The organism is Mesorhizobium sp. M5C.F.Cr.IN.023.01.1.1 (assembly GCF_003997585.1).
GTDB classification, from domain to species: domain Bacteria; phylum Pseudomonadota; class Alphaproteobacteria; order Rhizobiales; family Rhizobiaceae; genus Mesorhizobium; species Mesorhizobium wenxiniae.
In genome coordinates this window covers 19,448-44,428 of the sequence record NZ_RZSU01000001.1, presented here as the reverse complement: position 1 = coordinate 44,428, position 24,981 = coordinate 19,448, and the positions used below count along the sequence as shown (strand labels likewise).

Here is a 24,981-nt window from a genome sequence, read left to right as displayed (position 1 = left end):
GATGGTTTTTTTCATCATGCGCGACTCTTTCCCCGCGCGGCGATGATGGTCAAATGCCGTGCAAAAAGGCTGGCAGGCGGCTGGGGGCTCTAACGAAAACAATGTTCACGGCTTGGCAATCTGCTGAAAAATTCCTATTGCTTTCACTGCCTGTGTCAATCAAGCCTAGGGAGCTGGAGCTCGGCGACATCAAGGGAATCGTAAATGCAGGAAAAGATCTTGGCGCGCTTGCGTTCGTCTCAGCCCAGCCTCAGTCCGGCGCTCCTTCGCATCAGTGAGTACGTCCTTAACGATCCCGCGAAGGTCGTGAACCAAACTATCACGGAGGTTGCTGACGGATCCGGATCGAGCGAAGCGAGCGTCTTGAGGTTCTGTAGAGACATCAAATTTTCGAGCTTCCAGCGTTTCAAACTGGCATTGGGGATCGAACTCTCCACTCACCAGACAATCAGACACGCCAGCCCGTCTGGTGACGTCATCGACGACACGCTGTCGACGGCCATCACCGCGCTCAAGCAGACAAAAGACCTGTTGAACCACGCCGCTCTCGAATTGGCGGCAAAACAGATCATACGAGCAAAAAGCATAGATCTGTACGGGTTCGGCGGCTCTGCGAATGTGGCCCGATACGCGCATTACTTGTTTGTTCGATTCGGACTGGTGTCGCGCGTGCTGGACGACCCACATCTCGCCGTCATGAGTGCAGTGAATCTCGGGCCGAAGCAAGTCGCACTGGCAATTTCGGAATCTGGCTCGAGCAAGGATACAATCAACTCACTTATGGCGGCCAAGGCGGCTGGCGCATTTACCATCGCAATCACCTGTCATATACGCAGTCCGATCGCTGCCAACGCGGACGCTGTACTGGGAGCATCCTCAACAGACACGCCCATCACGCGAGGAGCATTCTCCAGGGTCGCTGGACAATATTTGATCATCGACATCCTCGCCAACATGATCGCTAAAGATGGCAGCAAGTTCCAGGCGGCTATGCAGCGAACCGCAGAAGCCACCATAGATAAAAGCTTTTAGCCGAAACGTTCGCGCAGGTAGTCGTTCAGGAAGCGACCGTCCGGGTCGAAGCGAGCCCTTTGAGAAATAAAATCCCCGTATCTTGGGTACAAGGCTTCGATCTCGGACCGGCCCAGGCTGTGAAGTTTGCCCCAGTGCGGACGACCTTTTACCCAGGAAAAGATTGTCTCGCAATCGCGGATGAAATCCCAGTAGTCCTCTCCTGCTGCGCCGGACACCGATATCATTGCGGTCTTCCGCTCAAAGTATGGACTCAACCAAATATCGTCAGCCGCCACGGTTCTATACTCAACCGGGAATATCTGCGACGGATGCTTCGTCTGGATCAGCTTGCGTATTTCACGCAATACCGCCGGACCGTCCTCGTAGGGCACCGAGTATTCGCATTCGTTATGGTTCGGCATCGGAATTGAACCCGGAAATATCCGATAGCTGGGCCCTATTCTCTCGCCGGCCTGTGCTTCGACAGCTGCTGACGGCTGAGTTGTGACGTTCAGCGTTCTGATTTCGCAGACATCAGCTTTACTGCGCGTACGACCAATGCCAGACGTGTCGGGCAGGCTGTATAACGATGCCGAGTGTTCGGTCGGGCACCAGAACACGCGGAGGCTCCGGTTTTCCTGACATAGCTGATCCAAATGATTCATGCATTCTTCAAAATCCTCACGCCATATTTTGTCATGAAGATCAAAAGCAGGAACAAGCTTCATCGTGACGGAAAGCACCACGCCAAGCATTCCGAGACAAACTTTCGCAGCGTTGAGGACATCGATGTCTTGCGAAGCATCGAAATTGGCGATGGATCCATCGCCCATCGCTATCCGCATTCCAATTATCGGGCCCGCTAAGCATTGCAAACTATCGCCGCTGCCATGCGTACCCGTCGATACGGCCCCGCTCATCGTCTGCAGATCGATATCGCCCTGGTTGGGCAATGCCCAACCAGCAGAACGCAGTTCAAGGCCAACGTCACAAATCCGCGTTCCGCCGCGGAGGGTTACGCTGCCGTTGGTTGGGTCGATATTTTCGATCCCTGTTAGACGCTCCGCGGAGATTAGAACTCCGTCCGTGGGGACAATCGGCGTATAAGAGTGACCCGTACCCACTACGCGGACGCGCAGATTGGTTGAAGCTGCTGTCTTGATCGTTCTGCAGACGTCATCGTCCGAACTTGGCATTTCGAAATGCTTCACCCGACAAACCTGATTGCTCACCCAGTTCCGCCAAATCATGCTAGGGCCGAGTGTCTGCGCTCTGGTCTCTGAAGAAGGCAATGGAGTTCTCCTTGCGTGTGTTTTCTCGCTGCTAGGTGCTGGGGCAGTGCCTCGGCCCGCCAGAATAGGGTCGTCACGCTGTGCCCAGCGCCGACTCATTTTGGCAGGCATGACGGATATCATCATCGACCTAGATACAAAAGAAGATTATCTCCATTATAACTCGGCGCCCCCCCCCCCAACAAGAGCCGACGACTGGCACCGGCCGGTTGCGTCGGGCCTCACCACGTATTTCGTGCGAGGCTTTCGCCGAAGGACGCGTATGCTGTCTTGTGCACGTCAATCAGCCTGTTGGACAGTTCTGGCTCTTGGCCCGGCGGCCTTGCAGTGCAGGAGCGTTTGGCGAGTCCTGGCCCCAGCTCTTGACCTTGTCCTTGAGCGCGCCATGCCGAAGCCTGTAGCTCGGATAGGCCGTCATTCGCGCTTGCCAGACATGAGCGAGGCGCAGGCGATCGTCACGCTGATCCTAGATGCCGTGCGGAACCACGACCCCGTTCATTACCGCTCGCTTGAAACAACACGCTAACTCCCTGCGCTGAGTGTAGGTGATTGTGGAATTCGCGGAGCGGCAATAGTCATCGTAGGATTACAACGTTGGCAACACTTTGCGACCTGGCAACACGGCTACCTCTTGTGATCGGGGGACTGCTCGACCGCGAGACCAACCTCAAGCGCGGTAGGTTCCGGGAAGAAACCATGACCGACATCCTCACGGGCGCGCTGGCCGCGTTCGCCGGTCCAGAGCTCGTCATCTCCTACCCGATCGAAAAGGACACCGGGGGTGATCTTGATCTGCGGTTCTGGAACGTGTCTGAGGGTCGCGACCTTTGGGTGCGGATCCAAGCCAAGCGCCTAAACGCCGCCGTGGTCCAAAACAAGAACCGCTCCTACAGCGAGCTGCTGCATAGGCCCTCGCCCAAGCATGACTATCAATTCCGCACCCTGCGGGACACACCCCCTCCGTGGGTCCCACTTTACCTCTTCTACAATCATGCGAGTGTGACGATGGACCCTAACTTCAGGGGGCTGGTCCCCTCTGTCAGCGGGGCGAACCTAGCCTTTGCGAGCGACATCGCCGCCGAACTGGAGGCGAAGCTCGCTGGTGCCAGTGGGACGCCGAAAACGGGAGCGCTTAACAAGCGTCTGTCCCATCTGCGGCCTCATTTCTTTTGCCTCGAGGCACTACTTTGTCCTCGGAGCACGGTTCGGAGCGAGACGGTTCCGACACCTGATACGGTCTCTGCCTTCCTGAGAGAGCGATATGTTCGTAGCGCCCCTGCCAGAGCCTCGCGAAAGGTACGGGGACGAAACCTTCCGCCGGCTATCTGAACCTCATGAGCTCATGACAGCTGATGGGATTGGTCGGACCTTGCAGGACGGTCCGGCGGTACGTATCGACCGGCAGCTCGATTACCCGTTAGTTACGTTCATCTCCGGTCGCACCGGAGACTCCCGTACGCCTGTCATCAGCGACGTGCCTCACAGCGAGGCTGAGCTGGGGCTCGCCATTAATAGGGATTGGCTGGCTAAATTGGGGGGCGGACTAAAGACATTTGGGCCCAGCGGCCCATTTCAGGCAAAGCTTGCGTAGTAACTTTGCGCCTCATTTTGGCTCTGGTCGACTTCCAAGCACTTGACAAACTACTGGTCAATTCGTCGATCCAGCGGAGCGGAGGTCGGAAGAGAACCGCGTCGCGTGGAGCCGGTCCATCTCTGTGTCGAACCGGTGCCACAGAAGAACGCCCTCCTCACCGAGCATTTCGCTGTCGCGTTGGAAGCGGTTCTCCTCGTGCACGGCGTCCAGCGGATCGCGCCAAGGGAAGATTGCCGTGGCTTCGAGCTTGGCCAGTGTCGTTTCCAGACGCGATCGGATCGCTACCCGCTCTGATTGCGATAGCGTGTTGCGTTCGGCGTCGTCTTGCGCGAACAAGTCTGCTTGAGCGAATCTCATGGTGGCAACTTATGCTCTCGCGCATGCGGCGGCAACGGTACAGCCTCAAGCGGGAGGGGAAAGTGGCAAACAGTTGGCGCGGAGATCGTCTGCCCGACATCGTCCGATCGATGGCTTCCCGGCCACGACACGAGGCGTTGCGGGGCCTGATCACGGAACTGCTGCGAGAAGGCTTCGGCGCCGCGTTCAGCGAGTTAGAGCACGAGCGCTACCTTGTCGACAACAGTGGGCGGATCGACGTGGCGTGGGGCGCCACCGTGATCGAGCTGAAGAGCGATCTACGGCGCGAAGAGCGTGACGTCGTCGCCCGTATGCCCGACTATCTGGCCGATGCAAGCCGCGGCAGCGCACCTGGCCGTACCACCGTCGGTCTTGCCACCGACGGCGCGACGCTGCTCGCTTACACGCTGGATCTCGGCAGGCTCACGAGCATCGGCCGCTATGACGTCGACGTCGACCACCCCGAACGGTTGCTGACCTGGCTCGAGCCGCTGCTCTCGCCCGTTCCCGAGGTGATGCCGACACCGATCGCTGTCGCGCTCGCGTTCGGTCGATACAGCCTTGCCTTCGGCCGCGCGCACGCGCAACTGCAGCGCCTGTGGTCCGAGGTCGGCGACCATCCCGAAGTGCGGTTGAAGCGGAACCTGTGGGATGGGTTGCTGCGCCAGGTATACGGCGATGACGTGGGCAGTGATGCGCTGTTCCTCCAACACACCTATCTGACTATCCTCGTGAAGGCGATCGCGGCGCGCGTCCTCGATCTGGAAATTGGCGATCCGGCGGAGATGCTGTCGGGCCGGTTGCTGGCGAATGAGGGTATTGTCGGCGCCGTCGAGGCTGACTTCTTCGACTGGCCCCTACTCGCAACGGGCGGCGATGACCTGGTGCGTTCGCTTGCCGCCGAAACGATTCGTTTTCGCCTGCGCGATGTCAAGGTCGACGTGCTCAAGAGCCTCTACGAGAGCCTGATCGACCCCGACGAGCGCCACGACCTCGGTGAATACTACACCCCCGACTGGTTGGCCGCGCGGGTGGTCACGGCGGCTATTCCTCGCCCGCTGGAACAGCGGGTGCTCGATCCGTCCTGTGGCTCTGGGACCTTTCTGTTCCATGCGCTTCGCCGCCTGATCGAAGCCGGTCGGCAGGCTGGGGTGCCACCGGCCGAGATCGTCGAGACTTGTGCCGATCGCGTGTTCGGGATCGACGTGCACCCTGTCGCGGTCGCGCTCGCGCGCGTCACGTGGCTGCTGGCACTCGGCGATTTGGTACAGGATCGGCCGCCCACGCTCAGCGTGCCGGTTTATATGGGCGACTCGATGCAGTGGAACCTGCGACCGCTGGGCGCATCGGCCGAAGTGCTGGTCGACGTGCCGCCCAACGATCCGCCCCTGCGCATCCCCGCCGGCTTGGCGAGCGACCAACATCTGTTCGAGCGTGCGCTCGACGAGCTCAACCGCGGGCTCGACACGCTCGCCGAGCCGGAGGCCATTCGCCATGCCATCGCTCTGGCCGGCGCGACCACCGAGGACGCGGCCATGCTCGGCCAAACCTTCGCGCAGCTCAAGGAACTCTATCTTGACGGCCGCAACCACATCTGGACTTTCATTCTGCGCAACTTGCTGCGCCCAGTGTGGCTGTCGCATCCCGATCACCGGGCTGACGTCCTGATCGGCAATCCGCCCTGGATCGTTTATCGCCACCTGAGCGCGGACATGAAGGATCGGCTGCGCGAGGCGCTGCGGAGCTACAATCTCTGGGTCGGTGGCAGTCTGGCCACACAACAGGATATGTGTGCGCTGTTTTGGGCGCGCGGCGCGGAACGCTACCTGCGCGACGGCGGCGTGCTGGCGCTCGTTCTGCCCTATGCCGCGCTCAACGCTCCCGTGTTCGCCGGAATGCGCGACGGGGGCATGGAGCGCGTGCGGGTAGCGATCATCGGCGGTTGGGGTCTGGAGCGGGTGTGGCCGATCTTCGGTGCGCAATCCGGCAGCAGCACGACGAGCACCTGTGTGCTGTTCGGTGAGCGTGACCGTGCCGGGCCGCCGCCGGCGGAATTCGATCGCTGGGTAGGTGTGCTTCCACGGCGTGATGCCAGCGAGGCCGAGGCGGCCGAGGTGCTCGCGCATATGCGCGCGGCTTGGCCAAGGCCGAGAACGCTACTTGCTGCATCTCCATATCGGACACGCTTCCGTAATGGTGCAAGCCTCTTTCCAAGGCGCTTTGTTCTCGTGGAGTATGCCGCAGCCGGACGCCTGCAAAGCCGCCGCGATGCGCCGCGCCTGCGCGGCCGTGTTGGTAGTCTCGACAAGCGGCCGTGGACCGGCGTCGAGCCTCCCGAGGGCCCGGTCGAACGCATATTCGTGCGTCGAATTGCGCTGGGAGAGTCCGTCGCACCTTATCGGCTCCTCGACCTCGTGACGGGCGTGGTTCCGATGGAGAGCGGTGCAATCCTAACGGCGGCAAGCGCTGACGCACGAGGCCATCGTGGCCTTGCGGCGTGGTTGCGCGATGCCGAAACGAAGTGGAACGAGCATAGCAACAAGGGGGTAGACGGCGCGCCTCGTATGACGCTGACGCGGTCGCTAAACCACCTTCAAAAACTGGTGGCGCAGGCGGCGAGATCGCCGATTCGAGTTCTCTACACGAAAGCTGGAAACGCGATTGAGCGCGTGCTGGCTAGAGGACGACGATGTGATTATCGACCACAAGGCCTATTGGTCGGCCGCCAACTCACTCGAAGAAGCCGCGTACGTTGCTGCCGTCCTGAACACGAGTATTGTGCTTGATCGCGTAAAGGACCTTCAGCCAGTCGGACAGCGAGATCCGCGTGACTTCGACAATCTCGTCTGGACGCTGCCTATCCCTGAATTCGACGCTTCCGAGGCACTGCACGTGGACCTTGCCGCGGCGGCGCTGCACGCTGCCGGAATCGCCGCCCGCATCGAACTACCCGACAGCGCGCACTTCACCGCCAAGCGGCGGGCGATCCGGCAAACACTAGTCGACGACGGCGTAGCGGAAACGATCGAACGCCTTCTCGACGCGCTACTTCCACCTTGACACCCGCACTAGAGAAGGTCCGCTATCGGAACCAATCCGCCCGTCCCCTGCCGTCTGCTCCCAGGCCTTATGCTGCCCCTTAGCCTGACGAATTGCAGAGTGCCGTTAAACCAAGTCATATAATTCGTGTCCACTTGCTACGCATTCGAATGTTAATATATTGTGCGTATGAGAGGTCGTAACTTGTCATAACCCACGCACAGCTCGCACACTCCAAGGCGGTCTCAGGCTTTGTCGATAGCCTTCAGGAGCCGCGCACGCATTATATCTCGCCGAAGCGCCTGTCGCAGGCGCTGGGCGTGAAGGTGGCCAATCTGGCACAGTTGACCGGGGTTCATCGCAACACGCTCCGCAATCCCTCATCGGAACGCCTGCAGGGCCGGATGCGCGAGATGGTACAAGTGATCTCGGCCGCGACGGAGCTCACCGGCGACGTCGACAAGGCGATCTACTGGTATCGCAACGAACCGATCGCCGACTATGGCCACCACACGGCTGCCGATAGGGTGCTACAGGGCTGAGCATGCTCGTCGCGTTGGTTGAGGACGAGGGGCACGACCTCATTCCCCCGCTTGCCCGATCGGCCCTACAGCAATTGCGTGAGGTGCACGAGAAGGTCGGTGAGCTGGACCGACAGATTCACATCTGGCATCGTTCGCACGAGTTGAGCCGTCGCCTCGAAACGATCCCCGGCATCGGTCCGATCACCGCCAGCGCAATCGTTGCGACCGTGACAGATGCTTCCCTGTTCAAATCCGGCCGGCAACTCGCGGCTTGGCTTGGCCTGGTGCCGCGACAGAACTCATCCGGAGGAAAGGATCGGCTCGGGCGGATCAGCAAGCAAGGCGATCCCTACATCCGTCGCCTTCTTGTTGTGGGAGCCCATGCCGTGCTTCGCTTCTGTCGTAAGGGCAAAGCGGCACCCACTCGCTGGGCTGCCGAGCTTCTGGCGAAAAAGCCGTACAACGTCGTTGCGGTGGCCTTGGCAAACAAGATGGCCCGGATCGTCTGGGCGCTGATGACTACGGGCAAGCGCTTCGCGGATTCACCGGCGTAGTGACGTAGTCGCAGAGGATGCACAGAGGTTGGCGAGGTGCTGATGGTGTGATGACCGACGGTCGAACCGGGATCGGAAAAACCCGCTCAGTGGGTGCCGCTCAAAAAGCGCGTTGACCTGTCTGGGATCCGATCCGCGGACTTCAAGGCCAGCGGCATGAACAGGCCGCACTCAAAGGCCGAATACATGCCTGCACCCGACCAACCTGTCATCAATGTCAGAAAGCCCTTGCCACACGGAGGCTGTCCATACATGCACTGTCTTCTCGGATCCGAGACCGGAAAGGCCGCGCTCGGCGATCTCGATCTTGGCGCCGACTGCGTGCGGCACGCACGAATGTTTTTCGACCGTCCCGACTATGACCTCGCCTCAGCAGTCCCGGGCAGCTTCGCGATCGCGCCCGCTCCAAAGATGGTGGACGCGCTCACGCGCGACTATGCCAATACGGCGGCCATGATCTTCGGCACTCCGCCGAGTTTCGATGACATTCTGGAATCAGCACGGCAGATTGAGCAGGACATCAACACCCATTCCTAGTCGCCTGGCCACGTCGCCGGGGCATCATCAAGGCGGTGTCGAGCAAATGGTCTGCTACTTCAAACCCGAGGGCATCGAAAAACATCACGCTGGCCGAGAGGACATGCATCGGCAGTTCGCTGAACTGCGGGATCGCTTTCTTGGTCGTAAGTATCAAACCGAGCGTGGCCACGAGTTCGAAATCACCGAGAGGGACACGGTCTTCGACGCGACGCTGACTATCCAGGCAGCATTGGCAGCCGCACAGCAGGCTGCGGAGGACGAGGATTTATTAGGCGAAGGCACCGCCGACGTGCCCCCTGTAGAGTCGCCTGACTGGCTTCTAACCAGAGAAGAAGTAGCCATTCTCCAAGAGGCCGGCGTCGAACTGGAAGATGAGTACGCGCGCAACCTCGAGCGCTTAATGGAGGGTCCTGCACAGTCTCCGTTTCGTCTCCCAACGCACCAAAAAGGCAACTGCGCAGAGCAAGCCTTCTATCCATCAATCTCCCTTTTCAAAATCATCATATCTCTGACCAACACTGCGATATTTTTCGCGGCGGAAGGAGCCAGGCACAGTCATTTCCATGCGCAACAGCATTTCTAAGTTTCTCAGCTCGCCGGAACACGTCGGCGGCCGATGTCGCGCTCCGGGGGAGCTCTATTCCTTTTCGAACAATATCAGATTTGTCGCAGAACTGAGTGAATAGGATCTCGTCCGCAAATCCATCATCACTCTTCGCATCGGCGATCACTTGAGAAATCTTCTTTCTTCTTTCGGCGCTAAGCTTCTCCAGCCAGCGGCCCGGCGTTTCGAAGCGTCTCCCTATCGCATCCGCCATGGACATCTCGAATGCTGTCACGAGAGCAAAGAGCGCTGCTCGCACTGGCAATTTCTGCATGTCTGAAATGCTGACGAGACCTTCGATCTGGCGTCAGGAAACAACTAGGGTCAGGACCCATTAAATTGTTGAGTTGAAGGAGCGATGATGATTCAAGGTGGCTGGAGGTGGCCACCATGGGTGATTTGTTACTGCTGTCGCCGACGCAGATGCGGTCGAGCCATTCTTTCCACGCTCGCACGGGGTACCTCGGGTCGATGACCGACGGGTGCTGAGCGGGATTCTGTTCGTGATCCGTAACGGGCTGCGCGGGCGGGATGTGCCGGCCGCCTATGGTCCGCACAAGACGATCTACAACCGGTTCATTCGCTGGAGCCGGCTGGGTGTGTTCAACCGCATTCTGGCCGAACTCTCGGCCCGGGGCGGCGGCACAGACAAGCTGATGATCGATGCCACCCATCTCAAGGCGCATCGCACGGCAGCCAGCCTGCTCAAAATGGGGCTCTACCCCGATGTATCGGACGGACCAGAGGCGGTCTGACCACCAAGCTGCAGGTGGTTTGCGACGACCAGGGACGTCCGTTGCTGCTGCACCTGAGCGAAGGCCAGGCCAACGATCACAGAACCGCCGCTGCCGTGCTCGACGAACTGCCACCTGCCCGCCATCTGCTGGCCGATCGGGCCTACAGTTCCACTGGCTTCCGCGAGGCGCTCATCGGCAAGGGCATCACACCCTGCATCCCGCCTCATGGCAAGCACCGTGTCCAGCACAGCTATGATCCGCTGCTCTACAGGCAGCGCCACAGGATCGAGAACATGTTCGCCCGCCTCAAGGACTGGCGACGCATCCACACTCGATACGACCGATGCGCGCACACATTCTTGTCAGCAATCGCCTTCGCTGCAGCGTTCATCTTCTGGATCAATGAGATGCTGTAACGGGGCCTGCGTCGTGCGCTGCCCGTTACCGATTGCATGCTGACCGGTTGCCGCCGACGCTCCCGTATCTGATTCTGACAGGAGGATTACGGGATGAAACTGTTCATTGGGTTGGATGTCTCACTCGCCAAGACTGCGGTCTGCATTGTCAGCGAGCACGGCAAGATCGTGAAGGAGGCTGAGGTCGGCAGCGATCCCGCGGCGCTGACGCAATTCGCGCTGGAGCAACAGGGCGAAATTGCGATGATCGGGATGGAAGCCGGGCCGTTGTCGCAATGGCTGCACCGTGGGCTGACCGAAGCCGGCCTGGAAGTGGTTCTGATGGAAACCCGGCAAGTGAAGGGTGCTCTGAAAGCCATGCCGATCAAGACAGACCGGCGCGATGCTGAAGGTATTGCCCGGCTGCTACATTTGGGCTGGTTCCGGCCAGTCCATTGCAAGTCGGTGTCTGCCCAGGAGATCCGCGCACTCGGGGCGCGCAAATCCATCCAGCAGGGCGTGATCGCTCTGGAAATGTCCTTGCGCGGGTTATTGCGGAACTTCGGCTTGAAAGTCGGCGCAATCTCCAAAGGACGGTTTGATGCTCGCATTCAGGAACAGGTTGCCAGCAACACTACGCTGGTGGCGGCAACCGAGCCGATGCTTCGCGCCCGTGCCACCCTCCGCCATGAACTGGCGCGACTGGAGCGGCATGTGCGCAGCCTAGCACAGGACGACCCGACCTGCCGCTTGCTGATGACCATGCCGGCCGTTGGCGCGGTGGTCGCATTGACCTTCAAGTCGGCCGTGGATGATCCGGCTCGGTTCTCGTCGTCGAAGAAAGTCGACCCGTGGGTCGGCCTCCCCCCTTCACGGCAGCAGTCCGGCGAGCGCGACGTGACAGGCGGTATCACCAAAGCCGGTGACGCCCATTTACGCCGCGCCTTATGCCAGGCCGCAACCGTCATGATGAACCGGGGCCGTGGGTCGTGGTTGCGGACATGGGCCTCGCGGGTCGCGAAACGGCGCGGCACCAAGCGGGCCATGGTGGCCTTGGCGCGTCGGATCGGTGTGATCCTGCATCGGATGTGGCTGGACGGAAGAAACTTCCGCTGGGAAGGAGCGCCAGAGCCGATCCATGCATGAGCTAATCTCCGTGTTGATGTCTGCCTGAGCGCAGACCTGCGAGGTCCCCGACCCGGGACGTGGTCCCGATGACGCCGCGGTCTGGACTGATGCCGCCCCGCCGGGCGAGCACGCCAATGAGATGGGCGCATCGGAACCATATTGGACAAGCATCATGTTGGCGGCCGCCGCGCCGACCACGGACCGAAGCATGAACCCGGGCAGAACCTCATACGGCAGGAAAGCAGGCATATAGCACAACCAAAATGCAATCACGCTCTCCGCACACCCGGATGGGCGATCCCTTCTTGCATCAAATTTGCCTTGACGAGGACGGCCCCGTTACCGAAGTCCTGACCCTAGCCGACACGGCCTTTGGTCGGCGTCTCGGATGAAGTCTAGAAATGCTTGCGTCGGCTCCAACCAACGTCTCTTCTGGAGCGGAAACACGCTCAGAGATTTTTCCACTCGGCGGTGTCGCGTCGAAGAAGCGTTCTGCAAAGAATAGTCCCCCGAAACCACCGTCATGAACCACAGGGACATAGCTGTGACGATTGATATTTCGCGTAGTTACATCGGAAACCGACTCGCAAGTCATAAGATGAGCTCTAGGTGTCATTATCATTCCAACCGTAAGGCCTGCCTGTACGTGCCAATTTCCGGACTTACGTCGGCGAGTTCTTGATAATCGTTTTTCCGCACGAAACTTAAGCTCCCATGGGAGAAGGCGAGGAAATCAATGCACGGTTAGCAACGACGAGCCTGTCTCTCGAGTAATTGTAGAAGCGAGAATCAATTTTGAGTTCCACGTTTGAAGGACGATTCCCAGTGCAGCGTCTGGACCCGGAGGCGTCTAGGAATCCAACAGCAGCATTCAACCAGAACCGAAATTCACCCACGTCGAAACGCGCAATGTTCGAGCGTATGGTCTCAGCGGCATGCTTTTCATGGACCCGCGCCAGCTTGCAGATTGTCATTGCCAGCATGATTGGCTGGTCGTTAGCCCGCTCCCACAGGAAGTCGTCGTCTAGAAATGATGCTTCGTCAGCATCCGAAAACTCGAATCCACTACTGTCCCGTACCTCGGCAAGATTTTCATAGGGATGACTGTGGAAATCACCGATGAGCGTCAAGTGTGGTGCCCATCGAACCATCAGTTCGCTCTTCAGGCGGACAGCCTGATCGTTGGGCTTCACGCTGTTCCGTGATCGCTTGGCTGAAATGCTGAGACTCATAAGATCGACATGGAAATGGGTCGTTCCTTTCGAGTCCTCGCGACTGAAGCCCCAAAGATACCCCAGCGTTTCCAGCTTTGTTCGGCGCGGACGACCATCTCCGAGAACATAGGCTTCCAGTGTGGCAAGGGTAATAGTGTGACGAGCTGCATCAGAAAGGGAAATGGTGAACTTCATCGTGCGTTACCTGAAGGTGCCTCCGATTCGTTTCCGATCAACGGCCAGCCACGATCCTCACTGGGGCTTCGCTGGTCCAAATCGCGATATATCCGACCTAGTCGGCCCGAATCCTGACCTTGATCAGGATCTCGCACGCGAAGTCCTGACCAAGAAGCCACGCTGGTACGTCGGGGGCTTTATCGTTCCCGCCTACGACGGTGTTGCGCCTGTGATACCTGACGGCGAGGAAACCATCGAAGAAACCGCCGACGACCTTCTCGCCAGTGAGACGCTGGACTCCGCTGTCGAGGAGGAGGTCGATGAGAAGGATTCGACTGACCAACCACCGCGGGACAGGTTTCTTCCGTCGTCGATAGGGTTGACGGTGGTTCTTCCGGAAACGGTGAGTCAAGTCACGCTGCGCGCAACATGGGGGAACTATAAGACGGAGCCCCCATTGCCCGATGCGCTCCTCATTCCCGAAGTGTCGGGAAAGGGCAAGCCAAAGCCAGAAAAGCCCGAGAACCTCCGTTGGGTTCGGGTTTCCGGCGAAGCCGCGATCGTCCTCGACGTCACTCGGAACCAGTCCGGGATCCCGCTGCCGGAAAGCGCTGCGCCTCACAGGCCGGGCGGCGGCATCGAAGTCGCCGTTCACACCGTGTGCTCCGTCAAAAGACTCCGGAAGGGGCTGAAGAGCGTCTGCGCGTCATCACCGTCTTCTTGGTAAACCGTCGACGGAGCACAAAGGCTCCGTACAAGGACGTGGCCTACGCGTTCCAGACCCGGATCGAGCTCGAATGTGCGGATGGATTTTATCCGCGCAGCGACCTGTCCACCTACCAGTCCGATGATTTCGAACTTAGGCTGGGCGATCTCCATTATCGCGATGTCCGCGAATATGCCGTTGGTCGCAACACATCTGCAGGCTGGCAAGAACGGCGTGACGCGACGAACGATCCGCTCCCCGTGACGCGTGTTTGGACCGATTTCCTTCCGCAGCAGGAGGTGGAGCGTGTCGTCCCGGCAAGGAGCGATGGCGTCGAGTTCGGCATGGAGGCTCTCGCTCGGGCTGCCGTTTCCGGAGCCGAAGCGGTCAGTGCAGCCTTGGATTCACTGCCTGAACTTTACGCCGAGTGGCGGCGGGGTCAGGAAGGAATGATGACAGGGCTTGCGCCGAGACGGCTAAAGACGGGCCAGGCGCTTCTGGAAAACGTTGACACCGCCGGCAGCAGGATTCGCGATGGGATAGATCTCCTTAAGCGTGATACGGTGGCGCGTGAAGCATTCGGCCTGATGAATACGGCGATGGCGATGGCCAACCGCCGGCGCGAGGCAGTGATCCAGCAGAAGCTGCCGGGCGATGTAGACCCGCCAACATGGCGGCCGTTCCAGCTAGCCTTCGTCCTCCTCAATCTCGTTGGCGTGACCGACCGAAACAGTGGTGAGCGCGAGATCGTCGACCTGCTTTTTTTCCGACCGGCGGCGGCAAGAGCGTATCTTGGACTTGCCGCCTATGCGATTGTGCTGAGGCGGCTCCGCGGATCTGGCGTGCTGGGTGCGGGCATCAGCGTCATCATGCGCTACACGTTACGCCTGCTCACGCCGCTGGTCTCGTCTGCGCGCTCGAATTCCTGCGGACCCATGATGACAATGGCCGGAAGACGCTTGGCGAATGGCCGATGGAAATTGGACTCTGGGTAGGCGGCGCAGCCTCACCGAACAATCCAGCCGCGAAATTCTTCCGACAAGGACGCCGCGACGACCTGGCTGAAGCGGTACCAGAGCAGACCTAAGACGAAATCCCCGGTGCCACTGAAGGCATGTCCGTGGTGTGGTGAGCCCTTCAAGCCAGAGAGCTTCCACTTCACGCCCAACAGGACGGCTCCGCAGAATCTAGTGCTCAAATGCGAGAACGCCGAATGCGACTTCACGCGGGATCGACACCTGCCGGTGCTCGTGGTGGACGAGCCAATTTACCGCCGTCTTCCCGCATTTCTCATCGCCACGGTGGACAAATTTGCCTCCCTTCCATGGATTGGCAAGAGCGGCGCATTCTTTGGACACGTAGACCGGTATGATCCGGACAAGGGGTTCTTCGGCGCGTATGAGCCAGGCGAAGGTCGCCCCTTCGGAAACGGGCATCGGCTCGATCCGCCGGATCTTGTCATCCAGGACGAACTGCACCTGATCTCTGGCCCGCTTGGAACGGTGGCCGCACTCTACGAAACAGCGATCGACCTGCTGTCGTCGCGGCCGGGTCTTCATGGACTCATTCGTCCAAAATCGTCGCTTCGACCGCGACCGTCCGAAGGGCGGAGAAACAGATCGCAGCCTTGTTCGATCGTTCGGAGACGGCCGTATTTCCGCCACCCGGCATCCACCGTACCGACAGCTTCTTCGCCAGGACTGTGCCATCGACACGAGAGCCAGCCCGCCTCTACGTCGGTGTGGCGAGTCAGGATCGCGGGCCTAAACTCCTCTTTCTTCGGAGCATGCAGACCCTGCTGGCAGGCGCGCAGGCACCGACTTCCAGCCCGACGCAAGAAGGGGAAGATCCCGCCGATCCGTATCTGACAGTGCTCACGTATTTCAATGCGCTTCGCGAGCTTTGGGGGCGCTCGTCGCATCTCCTCAGAACTCCGCTGCTTCCAGCTGGCGGCTGAAACCCACAGGCGCAGCCAGCTTGGTCGCTAACCGCATCGATCGCCTCATGGTGTCTGCCATGAATCCGTGTGCGTGAAGCGCTCCAGAGCGAAGATGTTGGGCGTCAACCAAGTTCACCAATGAGCTTCACTGCTCGAGTTCTGCACGGTGTCACCGACTGGCGCCGGAGGTTGATCCGGTGATTAGGAGGAGCACTCGTTGTCGGATTCTCGACGATGTCGGACATGTGACACAACGCTTCCAGAGCGATCGCATTGTTCCGAAACGATTTTCCCAGTTGGCACGACGGTTGCGATCCTATGCGCAAAAGCCCTGCGATGCCGCACCGACTGGAAGAACTCATCAATGATCACGCTTTTCGAACATGTGGGCGCCGCTACCAACACTGAGCGTTCCCGAGCCGACGGAAGCCTCTATCCCTTCTTTCTGAAGGCTGTCCGGACATGAACGCATTTGATGTCCGTCCAACGCTGGATGCTCCCGACGACGATCCCTATCTCTGGCTTGAAGATGTAGAGGGCGAGCGGGCACTTGCCTGGGCCGCCGGCCAGTCGGCAAAGACCCTGAAGCACTTCGGTGGAACGCAGTTCGAGCGCGACCGGGCGGCTCTGACAGCCATTTTCGACAATCGCGACAACCTTCCCCTGATCGCGCGCCGTGGTCAGCACCTCTACAATTATTGGCGAGATGCCGGAAATCCACGCGGACTGTGGCGCCGGACCACCCTTGCCGCCTACATGAAGGCGGATCCCCAATGGGAGCTACTGCTCGATCTAGATGCTCTCGCGGCTAGCGACGGAGAGGATTGGATCTGGGACGGCGCGTCCGTCGAGCCGGAGAGACGGGAAAGAGCCGTTCTGCGCCTGTCGCGCGGCGGCAGCGACGCGGTCGTGCATCGCGAATTCGACCTGATCTCTCTGAGCTTTGTCGCCGACGGTTTCAATCTCCCCGAGGCCAAAGGCTACGTTAGTTGGCTGGACCCTGACACGCTTCTGCTTTCCAGTGCGCTTGGTAATGGCATGGCCACCCGCTCCGGCTATGCGCGCACCGTGCGACTGTGGAAGCGTGACGCGGATCCCCTCACCACGCCGGTAATCTTCGAGGCCGGGTTCGAGAGCCTCGAGGTGTCTGGTCATTCGGACCGCACCGGCCGCAGCGAGCGCCTTTGGTTCATTGAGAAACGGGCCTTCTACGAGAAGATCAGTTGGATCGGCGACAGGAGCGGGCCGAGGACGCAGATCGATCTTCCTCGCGACGCGTCGTGGCGGGTCTTCGGCGACTGGCTGGCGGTAAGGCCGCGCAAGCCCCTGACGGTGGGAGGCACCACCCATCCCGCCGACGCGCTGATCGTCATCTCGCTTTCCTCTTTCCTCGCAGGCGGACGCCGTTTTGAGACCCTGTTTCAACCAGGGGAAAGGCGCTCTCTGCAGTCATTCTTCTGGAATGACGAGAAGCTCATTATCTCTTACCTCGTCAATCTCGTACCGCGTTTCGAGATGTTCACTCCCGGCCACCAGGAATGGACGCGCCGAGTCCTGGACACCCTGCCCGCCGAAGGGACTGTCCACGTCTGGTCATTCGATGCGGCAGTTCACGAGACCAATGGAGAGGTCCTGGTCTGTGCTCAGGATCCGATCACGCCGCCGCAGCTCTTGCTATTCGATCTCAATGCCGCGCCGTCTCTCAGCGCTTCAGCAATCCTGAAGCGCAGCCCGGAGAATTTCGATGCATCCGGACTGGTGGTCACGCGCCACGAGGCAGTCTCTATCGATCATGAGCTGATCCCCTACACGCAGGTTGGTCCGGCGAACGGGAACGGAGATGCTCCGGTTCACCTTTCCGCTTATGGCGGGTTCGGCACATCACTCCTGCCCTACTACAACTCCCCGCTGGGCAAGCTGTGGCTCGAGCGCGGCGGCACGTGTGTGGAGGCGAACATCCGCGGCGGCGGCGAGTTCGGCACCCGCTGGCACGATGCCGGGCGCAGGGAGGGCAAGCGTCTCGCCCATGACGATTTCGCCGCCGTTGCCGCCGACCTCGTGCGAAGGGGCATCACCCTGCCGAGGCGGATTGCCGCTGAGGGCGGCTCAAATGGCGGCCTGCTGATCGCAAACATGCTGACCCGCTATCCTGAGCATTTCGGGGCTCTGTTCTGCACAGTTCCGCTTATCGACATGCGTCGCTACACCAAGCTCTTGGCGGGCGCGAGCTGGATCGACGAATATGGCGATCCGGACAAGGCTCACGATTGGGCTTTCCTGAAGGAAATCTCCGCCTATCACGCCGCGGCGCCGGGACAGCCCTATCCGCCTATCCTGATCGCCACCACGAAACGCGACGACCGCGTCCATCCGGGCCATGCGCGCAAGATGGCCGCAAAACTGCAGGCTCTTGGCTATCCCGCTTACTTCTACGAGGCCAGCGCAGGCGGGCACGGCTACGGCAAGGACAATCGGGAGCAAGCCGCATTCATCAGTCTAGGCACCAATTTTCTCCGCAGCGCAATCGGCTTCAACGATCACCTTCCGGAGATGGCGGAGCGCGTTGCAACGCAAGAGGAGCGTTTGAGCTCCATCAACAATTCATTCGAGCAGGAGACGAAATAGTGCAGTGCATCCTTTCTGAACATCAAGGAGTGAATATCATGGCGAGAACGCGAATGGGCGTAGCGCGGGCAATAGCAGCGGCGGTGGCCCTGATCATCGTGGGACAGCAGGCCGTCGCCGCGGAGCCTGCGCAAGCAGAGACCGTCCTGGCGGAGACGGGAGCCTCGGTCACCGAAGCGCCAAGCCCTTGGCAGGTCCGCCTGCGGGGGTTGGGCGTCGTTACGAAAGATCTGGGCTACGTTGATACGCTTCCCGGCTCCGGTCTTTCCTATTCGAACACGGTGACGCCGGAACTCGATATCTCGTATTTCTTCACCGACAACATCGCCGCCGAACTCATACTCGGTACCACCTATGCCAACATCGCGGGCCAAGGGACGATCGGTGGGTTGGGCAGCATCGGCAAAGTTTGGCTGCTGCCGCCGACGCTCACGTTGCAGTACCATTTTACCGATTTCGGCGCGTTCAAGCCCTATGTCGGCGCCGGCGTGAACTACACGGTTTTCTATAACCAGGACACCGGCAGCGCCGACGCTCTCAAGGTGAAGAATACGTTCGGCACGGCGCTGCAGGTCGGTTTCGACTACATGGTGGACGAGCACTGGGGCGTCAACTTCGACGTGAAGAAGCTTTTCCTGAGGCCGGACTTCGACGTCACGGTGGCCGGCGCGAAGCTGACGGGGAAGGCGGAGCTCGATCCCTGGCTGATAGGCGCAGGTGTCACCTACCGCTTTTGAATATCAGAGTGAAGTCTGCTTCCCGACTGCCGGTTTAAAGTGAAGGGCGCCTCGCGCGCCCTTTTTTACGGTCGACACTGCAGGGCAAGACCTCATGAAGCTATTCTCGGGCGGGGTTCTCTTCTGGCGGACCAAGAAGGTGCACTGGCCAACCGGCCTTGCGCCTGAGATGGAGTGCTTAGAAGCGCTTTGGATCGGGACGGGCTTTGGTATTATGGGTGGAATGCTTCAGCCAGACCATTTGCCAGCATCGTCTCCCGGACGTCATGTCTGAGCTTCGTGTCAGCGCAAGGCGAACACGCGGCTCCTAGATGCCGACACGATGGCTGGTTCAGCCATGCTGCGACAGTTGCCTGTTTTTTCAGTTCCTTTGCTGTTCGCGCGCTAACCGCAACGCTCCATACCAGTCTCGCGTGCCTGTCCCCGTGGGTGGGCGGCAGAAAGCGATTAGGCCCGCTGAAAGCGGCGGACCGCATCCGAAGGACCGTAACGAAGAGAAGGACCTGAAGCGAGAGCGAAGGTTGCGGGAGGCCGCGGCGGGCCTAAAAGGGGATGCCGACCAACCCCCACGCCCCAGGAAAGGCTGACAAAAACCGCAGCGGCCGACTGTCCAATAGGGTGCGCCCGTGCCAGGCGAGCCAAATGGCAGGGGCTGCCGGGGGGCCCTAAGAAAAGCGGATTGGGTTCACGAGCACCCGGCGCGCGCCGTCAGGCCGCCAGGTACTTGGAGGGCAGGTGCATCAGGCCTGTTTGTCGGGCCGAACCAGATCCATGTGGCTGACGCCGAGGGCCAATGCCAGTTCATAGATCGTGATAATTGTCGGATTTCTTCGGCCTTTCTCCAAGCCGCTGATGTACTGCTGACTGAACCCGGAAATCTCCGCAAGCTGCTCCTGCGTCAGACGCTTCCTTTGCCTGATCCTCTGCACATTCCGTCCGACCAACTTGCGCATATCCATGCACGCAAGCCAGCGGATCAGGCGGCTTGAGTTTATCAACTATAATATGTAATCCACATTTAGCAGGCAGAGGGCTTCGCGGGTCCATTGGCCGGAGATAGAATTAGCGATGTTACAGCCCAAATCGAACACGCCGTTTGCCGACGAGGTCCCCTGGTCGGACCGCATTACAGCCTACGACAAGGACCACTTTACAACCTATATGAGGCTCCTGGACGCCTCAGCCGACAACGCCACTGAAGAGGAAATGGCCCATGTGATCCTCGGCATTGATCCGGCACGCGAACCGGAGCGCGCACGGAACGTTCTTCGCAGTCATCTCGACCGTGCAAACTGGGTGGTGACGAGCGGCTACAAGGATTTGTTCGCCAGTTGACGAAATGGGCGGTGCGGTCGCTTCGCTTCAAGCAACGAAGTCGCGTAACCACCATGCATCGACGCATCACCACAGCGCGAATGCGCTCGAAGATGATCGCGAGGACTTCCAGTCGGCGCGGATGGCCCAGCGCTTCGCTGTCTCATCGTTTTGTCCTCCGCTCGCCAATGGCTGCTTCCCAGGAAGCGGTGCGGCGGCGAGTCATGACAGGAACGGGCCCGCCGTCTGAGCCGCACCGCATCCGGAGGACCGGATGGACAACCTACTGAAAGCTCACAGCTAGCTAAGGGTTGCGGGACGCCGCGGCGGGCCTAGAAGGATGCGGCGCCACCTGCTGGGAAAGGCACAACAGAGAGAATTGCGAGAGTCTAACGACGCGCTAGGAGGTGCAGCGGAATGGTCGAGACGCCCTGAGCCAAGAAAAGCGGGGATCGACCCACCGGCACCCGGCACGCGCGGTGATGGGCGCGGGCGCCCACTACGTCCGCAGGCTCAACAGAATCTCACACGGATCAGCGTCGAGAGCCGCAGTTACGTCGAGAAACTCAATGATATCGAGACGCCGCTCTCCACCCTCATATTTCGCCACAAAAGATTGCGGACGACCAAGCATCTCAGCCACCTGCGCCTGCGTCAGCCCTTTGACCTTGCGCAGTGAGATCAACTGGGCCAGAAACCGCTGGTGGCGGGGAGATCGAAGAGATTTTGGCATTTAGGTGAACCGGTCAGGTAGAGACCGGCTCAGCGACTAATCCCCGTTTCGGATTATCCCATCTTGGGATATTCTGCCTTGAATCCAGCGATCAACATGCGAGGTTCGCGGCAGAGATGAATCGATCAACGGCAACAGGTAAGACTCAAAGCTCAACACTGCTCGACGAAGTCCCTTGGTCTGACCGTCTTACCGCCTACGACAGGGCGCACTTTACCACCTATATGAGGCTCCTGGACGCCTCAGCCGATGAGGCGCCCGAAGAGGAAATGGCCCATCTGATCCTCGGCATTGATCCGGCACTTGAACCGGAGCGCGCCAGGAAGGCGCTTCGTAGTCATCTCGACCGTGCGAACTGGATGGTGACGAGCGGCTACAAGGAATTGTTCGCCAGCTGACAAATGCGCAGTGCTCGGTCATACAAGTAGGCAGTTCCTGTGGCAGCCAGTGGTCAGGCTGATCGGGACCTGCACCACAGACGCGCCGGCAAAATGGACCCGGTGGCGAGCACAATTCAGTTCCCAGGAAATCGGGTTTTGGCAATTGTCCGAGCGTCTGACGTGATAGAAGGTTCCGCTCTGTCTGGATGGGTAATAGCCCGGAGCAGCGCTGCATATCGTGCCGGCGCTCGACGCAGAATGGTCCACCTCTTCGCTTTCAAGCCGGATAACCGAAAGCCATCGCCCTAAGTCAACGGTTAGAGATTACCGGCAGGCAGGTATGCAAGCGGGCCATCGTCGGAAACTATATAACCGCACGACTAGCTCGTCAGCGACGAAACACCCGCTCGAGCACCGATAGACTAAGATCACCGGCGCGGACTGGAAGAATACGGCTGCATCGCCCTGACCGAGCCGGCGGAACAGAAGATCTCGGCATCCAGTCAACGCTCGATACAAACCGCGCGATCGAATGGCCCGAGCACAAGCGGATCAAAAAGCTTCTCAGAGAATTGAGGACCCTTCGGACCCCAAAAGGGCTATAGCCTGATTTTGGGTTCGCACGCCTAGCTTCTTCTTGGCATTGTCCAAATGAAAAGCGATCGTGCGTGACTTGATGCCCAAGATGCGGCCGGTCACCCAGGCTGAATTACCCCGCGCTGCCCACCGCAGGCACTCATATTCGCGGGATGTCAGCGAAATCCCATCCACTGTTCGATCGCTCGGCAGTTTGCGGCGAACGCAACGATGAAAGCAGGCCGCCATCAGCTGAAGAGCTTGTTCGTACCGCTCAGCGACCCGAAGAAATACTGGACGAGGCTCATCGGCGGCAAAAGTAACCGCAGCGATGCGGCCGCGGAGATCGACAATCGGGATCGTCAAACCGCAGCAGATGCTGAATTGAGCCGCCTCATCGAATAGCTGCTGTTGAGCCGGCGACATTTTATCGCCCCCGAAATTCGATCCCCAGTGAAACGGGCAGCCGCCATTTCGAGCACGCAAGACCACAGGATCGAGTTTCTCATACTGATTTTCCAGATACTGTCTGGTCCAGCCGGGTGGATAGTTCGAAATTAGCCTCGGTTTGCCGGAAGGCCGTGCTGGCAAGGAGAGGTAGGCAAAGGAGATTAGGTCAAGTCGTCCGGCCGCCTCAGCCATGGCATCCCGGAAATCTGCCTCATCGATACTCTGTGACAGTCTTTCAAGGAATGTCTCGAAAACAAGTGGCAGGTCCCTCGTCATCGTCGCGCTCGATTCTTCCTCTTTCTGCACGCCTTCCGGCTGCGTCGTGTATTTCCCGACAAACGCGATTGACTTCGCGGGCGTCGCTGGGCTGACCAGGCTCCAGAATGCTGCCACACTTTCGATCTTCGCCGGTCATCCCAATCATGCTGGGCTCGCCCGATGGGCGTCTGGCAGACGCCTCTTGATCTTTCAACAGCTCAATCAGAGAATCTCCATGCATTAAATCATGACCGCCCCTGCACCGTCCAAATCAGGAGAAATCATCCTGCGCTGACCAAAAGCCATCATTGACCCAGCTTTTGCAGGAATTTTGGTCGGCATTAGCATAACAATTCGGATAGCCGCTCATCCCCCACCCAGGGCGCCATGATCCGGAACGAAGTGTTGCGATGCTTTCTTTTCTTTGATAGGCAAATCGTCTCAACAATGTTAAAATGCCTTTTCCTTGTGAACGGGATGGCGTGTGAGTATCGTCCTTTTATATACCTGACGTGATAAAATTCACCGCAATGATTATTCTGCTCTTTGTGATGTGAAGGAAGATATCTTCGGCGTTGCCGCGCTTTGGAACCGGCGACCGTGGCCCGCTGCAATGATGTAAAGGGCGAGTCTAAGCTCAATCTGCATCGGAACGTGCAGATGACCTTTACTAGACCCTCGATTCCGGACGGGCCATAATGATTCTGATTACGTGGGTCAAAAAGGGCGCCCTGCCGGCGGGGAGGTACACCCGCAGGGCGCGCCGCACAGAGGTCCTGGTCGTTGGGCAACAGGACAGCGGCGGCAGAACTGATTCGGTTACAGCTTGCGATCGAAATCCGGAACATGGTGGGCGGGTTGGGTGGAATTTGTTGGTTGAGCCAAGGAGATCGCTCGCTTATATCAGCTTCACTGGACCGATTTGCACGATTCATCGTCCATTCGCGCAGGGAATCGGCGTTTTACCCCCCCAATGCGTAGACCCAGACGTTTGCAGGCTGCCCGCAAAGCCTTTGACCGGTAGCAGGAGCCACTGTCGGTTATCACGGGCTCGACCCGGATGCCCAGCTTGGCATAATAGGCGACGGCGGCCTCCAGGAGGCAGCGGCGCTCGCCTTGCGCTCATCCGGCATGACCTGCACGAAGGTGACGCGAGAGGCGCCGTCAATGCAGACGTGGACGAACTCCCAGCCAATGCCGAGATGCCGGTTGACCGTGCCTGTCCGCCGTCTAGTGATGCGATGCCCCACCTAGACTAGCCGATGCGGCCAAGTTTGTTGAGGTCGGGATGAATGAGTTTGCCCGATGCTCCCGTTCATAGCGGCGAACGGGTTCGGGTTCCAAGGCGCTCAGCTCCTTGAGGCCCAACCGGTGTAGAACGCGGCTGACAATTGCCGGCGAGACACCCGCCTCGGCAGCGATCTGCTTCCCCGTCCAGCGCTGGGGACGCAGCCGCTCGATCGTCTGCACACGGATCTGTGACGATGTCGGACATGAGACACAAATCCCGTCAGAGCGACTCATTGTTCTGAAATGATTTTCTCATTTGGCACGACACGTGCTGTCCCAATCTACCAAAGCACTGCCGCGCCGCACGGACCAATCCCATGATCACGTTCGCCGAACATGCGTTCGCCCCCGCGACACCGAGCGTTCCCGAGCCGACGCAAGAAGGTGCGTTTGCTTTCCAATCGGCATCGAGTAACGCCGGCACGTCGAACGTCCCGAGCTTGGCTACGGCTAGACGATACCGGAAAGTTCGTGACCACAAACGCAACTTCCAGAGCAATCCGTTCTACTCATTCGCCGAAGACAGCCGCACTTGGATCGGAAAGAATTTAGTTGCGATGGCGCTCGCCCGACCAAGCGCGCGCCATCGGATCAGGACAGGTGCTTTCCGCCGTTACATGCCCGACCAAGACTATTCTGGTCCTGGCGCCATACGGCCGCGGTCCGTCGCCCGCCAGCCCGCCATGCGGCTCTGGCCGGGCACTCTTCGCGAGGGCGACAAGGGATAGCGACCTGCGGTGGCCTCGTGGTCTCGCCAGGCTCACCATTCATCCCGAACAACTGGACGGCGCGCCCCCCTGGCTC

Annotated in this window: 21 protein-coding genes and 4 pseudogenes; 17 read left to right on the top strand and 8 right to left on the bottom strand. The window is 59.5% G+C overall.

The genetic code is table 11. The features are described from left to right. Nucleotides 1-204 precede the first annotated feature (204 nt). On the top strand, nt 205-1,032 hold the full coding sequence (locus EOA78_RS00200) for a MurR/RpiR family transcriptional regulator (protein WP_029354755.1): 828 nt from the start codon (nt 205-207) through the stop codon (nt 1,030-1,032). Here the strand turns inward: EOA78_RS00200 and EOA78_RS00195 are convergent. Further along, complete coding sequence (locus EOA78_RS00195; RefSeq protein ID WP_164783573.1) at nt 1,029-2,246, bottom strand: D-arabinono-1,4-lactone oxidase; 1,218 nt, start codon at nt 2,244-2,246, stop codon at nt 1,029-1,031. The two genes, EOA78_RS00200 and EOA78_RS00195, sit on opposite strands and share 4 nt — an antisense overlap. Before the next feature lie 609 nt (nt 2,247-2,855). Between EOA78_RS00195 and EOA78_RS00190 the strand changes: the two genes are divergently transcribed. Continuing rightward, a complete protein-coding gene (locus EOA78_RS00190; RefSeq protein ID WP_348628456.1) occupies nt 2,856-3,635 on the top strand; it encodes a DUF6615 family protein in 780 nt (259 codons plus the stop codon). Nucleotides 3,636-3,954: 319 nt separating this feature from the next. On the opposite strand, the gene EOA78_RS00185 is transcribed toward EOA78_RS00190, so the two are convergent. After that, nucleotides 3,955-4,257, bottom strand: a complete 303-nt coding sequence (locus tag EOA78_RS00185) for a hypothetical protein (RefSeq protein ID WP_127313414.1) — start codon at nt 4,255-4,257, stop codon at nt 3,955-3,957. Nucleotides 4,258-4,268: 11 nt separating this feature from the next. Between EOA78_RS00185 and EOA78_RS00180 the strand changes: the two genes are divergently transcribed. The 8 genes and pseudogenes from EOA78_RS00180 to EOA78_RS00145 all read left to right on the top strand — a co-directional run bounded on the left by EOA78_RS00180 (nt 4,269) and on the right by EOA78_RS00145 (nt 11,796). Next, nucleotides 4,269-7,043, top strand: coding sequence for an N-6 DNA methylase (locus EOA78_RS00180; protein WP_127313413.1), 2,775 nt, complete (start codon nt 4,269-4,271; stop codon nt 7,041-7,043). Next, the gene (locus EOA78_RS00175; protein ID WP_164783572.1) at nt 7,036-7,317 is read left to right on the top strand and encodes a hypothetical protein; all 282 of its coding nucleotides are present in this window, start codon (nt 7,036-7,038) and stop codon (nt 7,315-7,317) included. Before EOA78_RS00180 ends, EOA78_RS00175 begins: the two co-directional genes overlap by 8 nt. A 188-nt stretch (nt 7,318-7,505) precedes the next feature. Beyond that, nucleotides 7,506-7,820: pseudogene (locus EOA78_RS00170) on the top strand (hypothetical protein); the annotation flags it as partial. A gap of 56 nt (nt 7,821-7,876) precedes the next feature. Beyond that, nucleotides 7,877-8,374 (top strand): annotated as a pseudogene (locus EOA78_RS00165) (IS110 family transposase); the annotation flags it as partial. A 186-nt stretch (nt 8,375-8,560) separates the two neighbouring features. Continuing rightward, nucleotides 8,561-8,911, top strand: coding sequence for a hypothetical protein (locus EOA78_RS00160; RefSeq protein WP_236387747.1), 351 nt, complete (start codon nt 8,561-8,563; stop codon nt 8,909-8,911). 46 nt (nt 8,912-8,957) lie between these two features. Then, on the top strand, nt 8,958-9,497 hold the full coding sequence (locus EOA78_RS00155) for a hypothetical protein (protein WP_127313410.1): 540 nt from the start codon (nt 8,958-8,960) through the stop codon (nt 9,495-9,497). 411 nt (nt 9,498-9,908) lie between these two features. Then, nucleotides 9,909-10,671 (top strand): annotated as a pseudogene (locus tag EOA78_RS00150) (IS5 family transposase). A gap of 93 nt (nt 10,672-10,764) precedes the next feature. Next, complete coding sequence (locus tag EOA78_RS00145) at nt 10,765-11,796, top strand: IS110 family transposase (RefSeq protein ID WP_127313409.1); 1,032 nt, start codon at nt 10,765-10,767, stop codon at nt 11,794-11,796. Between the two features lie 686 nt (nt 11,797-12,482). Here EOA78_RS00145 and EOA78_RS00140 read toward each other — a convergent pair. Next, on the bottom strand, nt 12,483-13,187 hold the full coding sequence (locus EOA78_RS00140; RefSeq protein ID WP_127313408.1) for a hypothetical protein: 705 nt from the start codon (nt 13,185-13,187) through the stop codon (nt 12,483-12,485). Here EOA78_RS00140 and EOA78_RS00135 point away from each other — a divergent pair. Then, a complete protein-coding gene (locus tag EOA78_RS00135) occupies nt 13,174-13,896 on the top strand; it encodes a hypothetical protein (RefSeq protein ID WP_127313407.1) in 723 nt (240 codons plus the stop codon). The genes EOA78_RS00140 and EOA78_RS00135 overlap by 14 nt on opposite strands. A gap of 35 nt (nt 13,897-13,931) precedes the next feature. After that, on the top strand, nt 13,932-14,870 hold the full coding sequence (locus tag EOA78_RS00130) for a hypothetical protein (RefSeq protein WP_127313406.1): 939 nt from the start codon (nt 13,932-13,934) through the stop codon (nt 14,868-14,870). A gap of 192 nt (nt 14,871-15,062) precedes the next feature. Here EOA78_RS00130 and EOA78_RS00125 read toward each other — a convergent pair whose 3' ends face one another. After that, entirely contained in the window at nt 15,063-15,353 is a 291-nt protein-coding gene (locus EOA78_RS00125; protein ID WP_128340391.1) for a hypothetical protein, read from the bottom strand. Nucleotides 15,354-16,276: 923 nt separating this feature from the next. Here EOA78_RS00125 and EOA78_RS00120 point away from each other — a divergent pair. Next, nucleotides 16,277-18,439, top strand: coding sequence for a prolyl oligopeptidase family serine peptidase (locus EOA78_RS00120; RefSeq protein ID WP_127313404.1), 2,163 nt, complete (start codon nt 16,277-16,279; stop codon nt 18,437-18,439). A 38-nt stretch (nt 18,440-18,477) separates the two neighbouring features. Further along, the gene (locus tag EOA78_RS00115; protein ID WP_127313478.1) at nt 18,478-19,176 is read left to right on the top strand and encodes an OmpW family protein; all 699 of its coding nucleotides are present in this window, start codon (nt 18,478-18,480) and stop codon (nt 19,174-19,176) included. A 740-nt stretch (nt 19,177-19,916) separates the two neighbouring features. Here EOA78_RS00115 and EOA78_RS00110 read toward each other — a convergent pair. Continuing rightward, nucleotides 19,917-20,135: a helix-turn-helix transcriptional regulator gene (locus EOA78_RS00110; RefSeq protein WP_029354714.1), complete on the bottom strand. Its 219-nt coding sequence runs from the start codon at nt 20,133-20,135 to the stop codon at nt 19,917-19,919. A 109-nt stretch (nt 20,136-20,244) separates the two neighbouring features. Between EOA78_RS00110 and EOA78_RS00105 the strand changes: the two genes are divergently transcribed. Further along, the gene (locus EOA78_RS00105) at nt 20,245-20,511 is read left to right on the top strand and encodes a DUF2285 domain-containing protein (RefSeq protein ID WP_029354712.1); all 267 of its coding nucleotides are present in this window, start codon (nt 20,245-20,247) and stop codon (nt 20,509-20,511) included. A 478-nt stretch (nt 20,512-20,989) separates the two neighbouring features. Here EOA78_RS00105 and EOA78_RS00100 read toward each other — a convergent pair whose 3' ends face one another. Further along, nucleotides 20,990-21,223 carry a helix-turn-helix transcriptional regulator gene (locus EOA78_RS00100; protein WP_091597910.1) on the bottom strand — a complete coding sequence of 78 codons (234 nt, stop codon included), beginning with the start codon at nt 21,221-21,223 and terminating at the stop codon, nt 20,990-20,992. A gap of 116 nt (nt 21,224-21,339) precedes the next feature. Here EOA78_RS00100 and EOA78_RS00095 point away from each other — a divergent pair, with 116 nt between their 5' ends. Then, nucleotides 21,340-21,621, top strand: coding sequence for a DUF2285 domain-containing protein (locus EOA78_RS00095; protein WP_051695304.1), 282 nt, complete (start codon nt 21,340-21,342; stop codon nt 21,619-21,621). 546 nt (nt 21,622-22,167) lie between these two features. Here EOA78_RS00095 and EOA78_RS00090 read toward each other — a convergent pair. Both EOA78_RS00090 and EOA78_RS36695 read right to left on the bottom strand, forming a co-directional pair. After that, a complete protein-coding gene (locus tag EOA78_RS00090; RefSeq protein WP_127313477.1) occupies nt 22,168-22,905 on the bottom strand; it encodes a LuxR family transcriptional regulator in 738 nt (245 codons plus the stop codon). A gap of 993 nt (nt 22,906-23,898) precedes the next feature. Next, a pseudogene (locus tag EOA78_RS36695) lies at nt 23,899-24,339 on the bottom strand (IS481 family transposase); the annotation flags it as partial. Nucleotides 24,340-24,494: 155 nt separating this feature from the next. Between EOA78_RS36695 and EOA78_RS35740 the strand changes: the two are divergent. Beyond that, nucleotides 24,495-24,905: a hypothetical protein gene (locus tag EOA78_RS35740; protein ID WP_091597915.1), complete on the top strand. Its 411-nt coding sequence runs from the start codon at nt 24,495-24,497 to the stop codon at nt 24,903-24,905. Nucleotides 24,906-24,981: the final 76 nt, after the last annotated feature.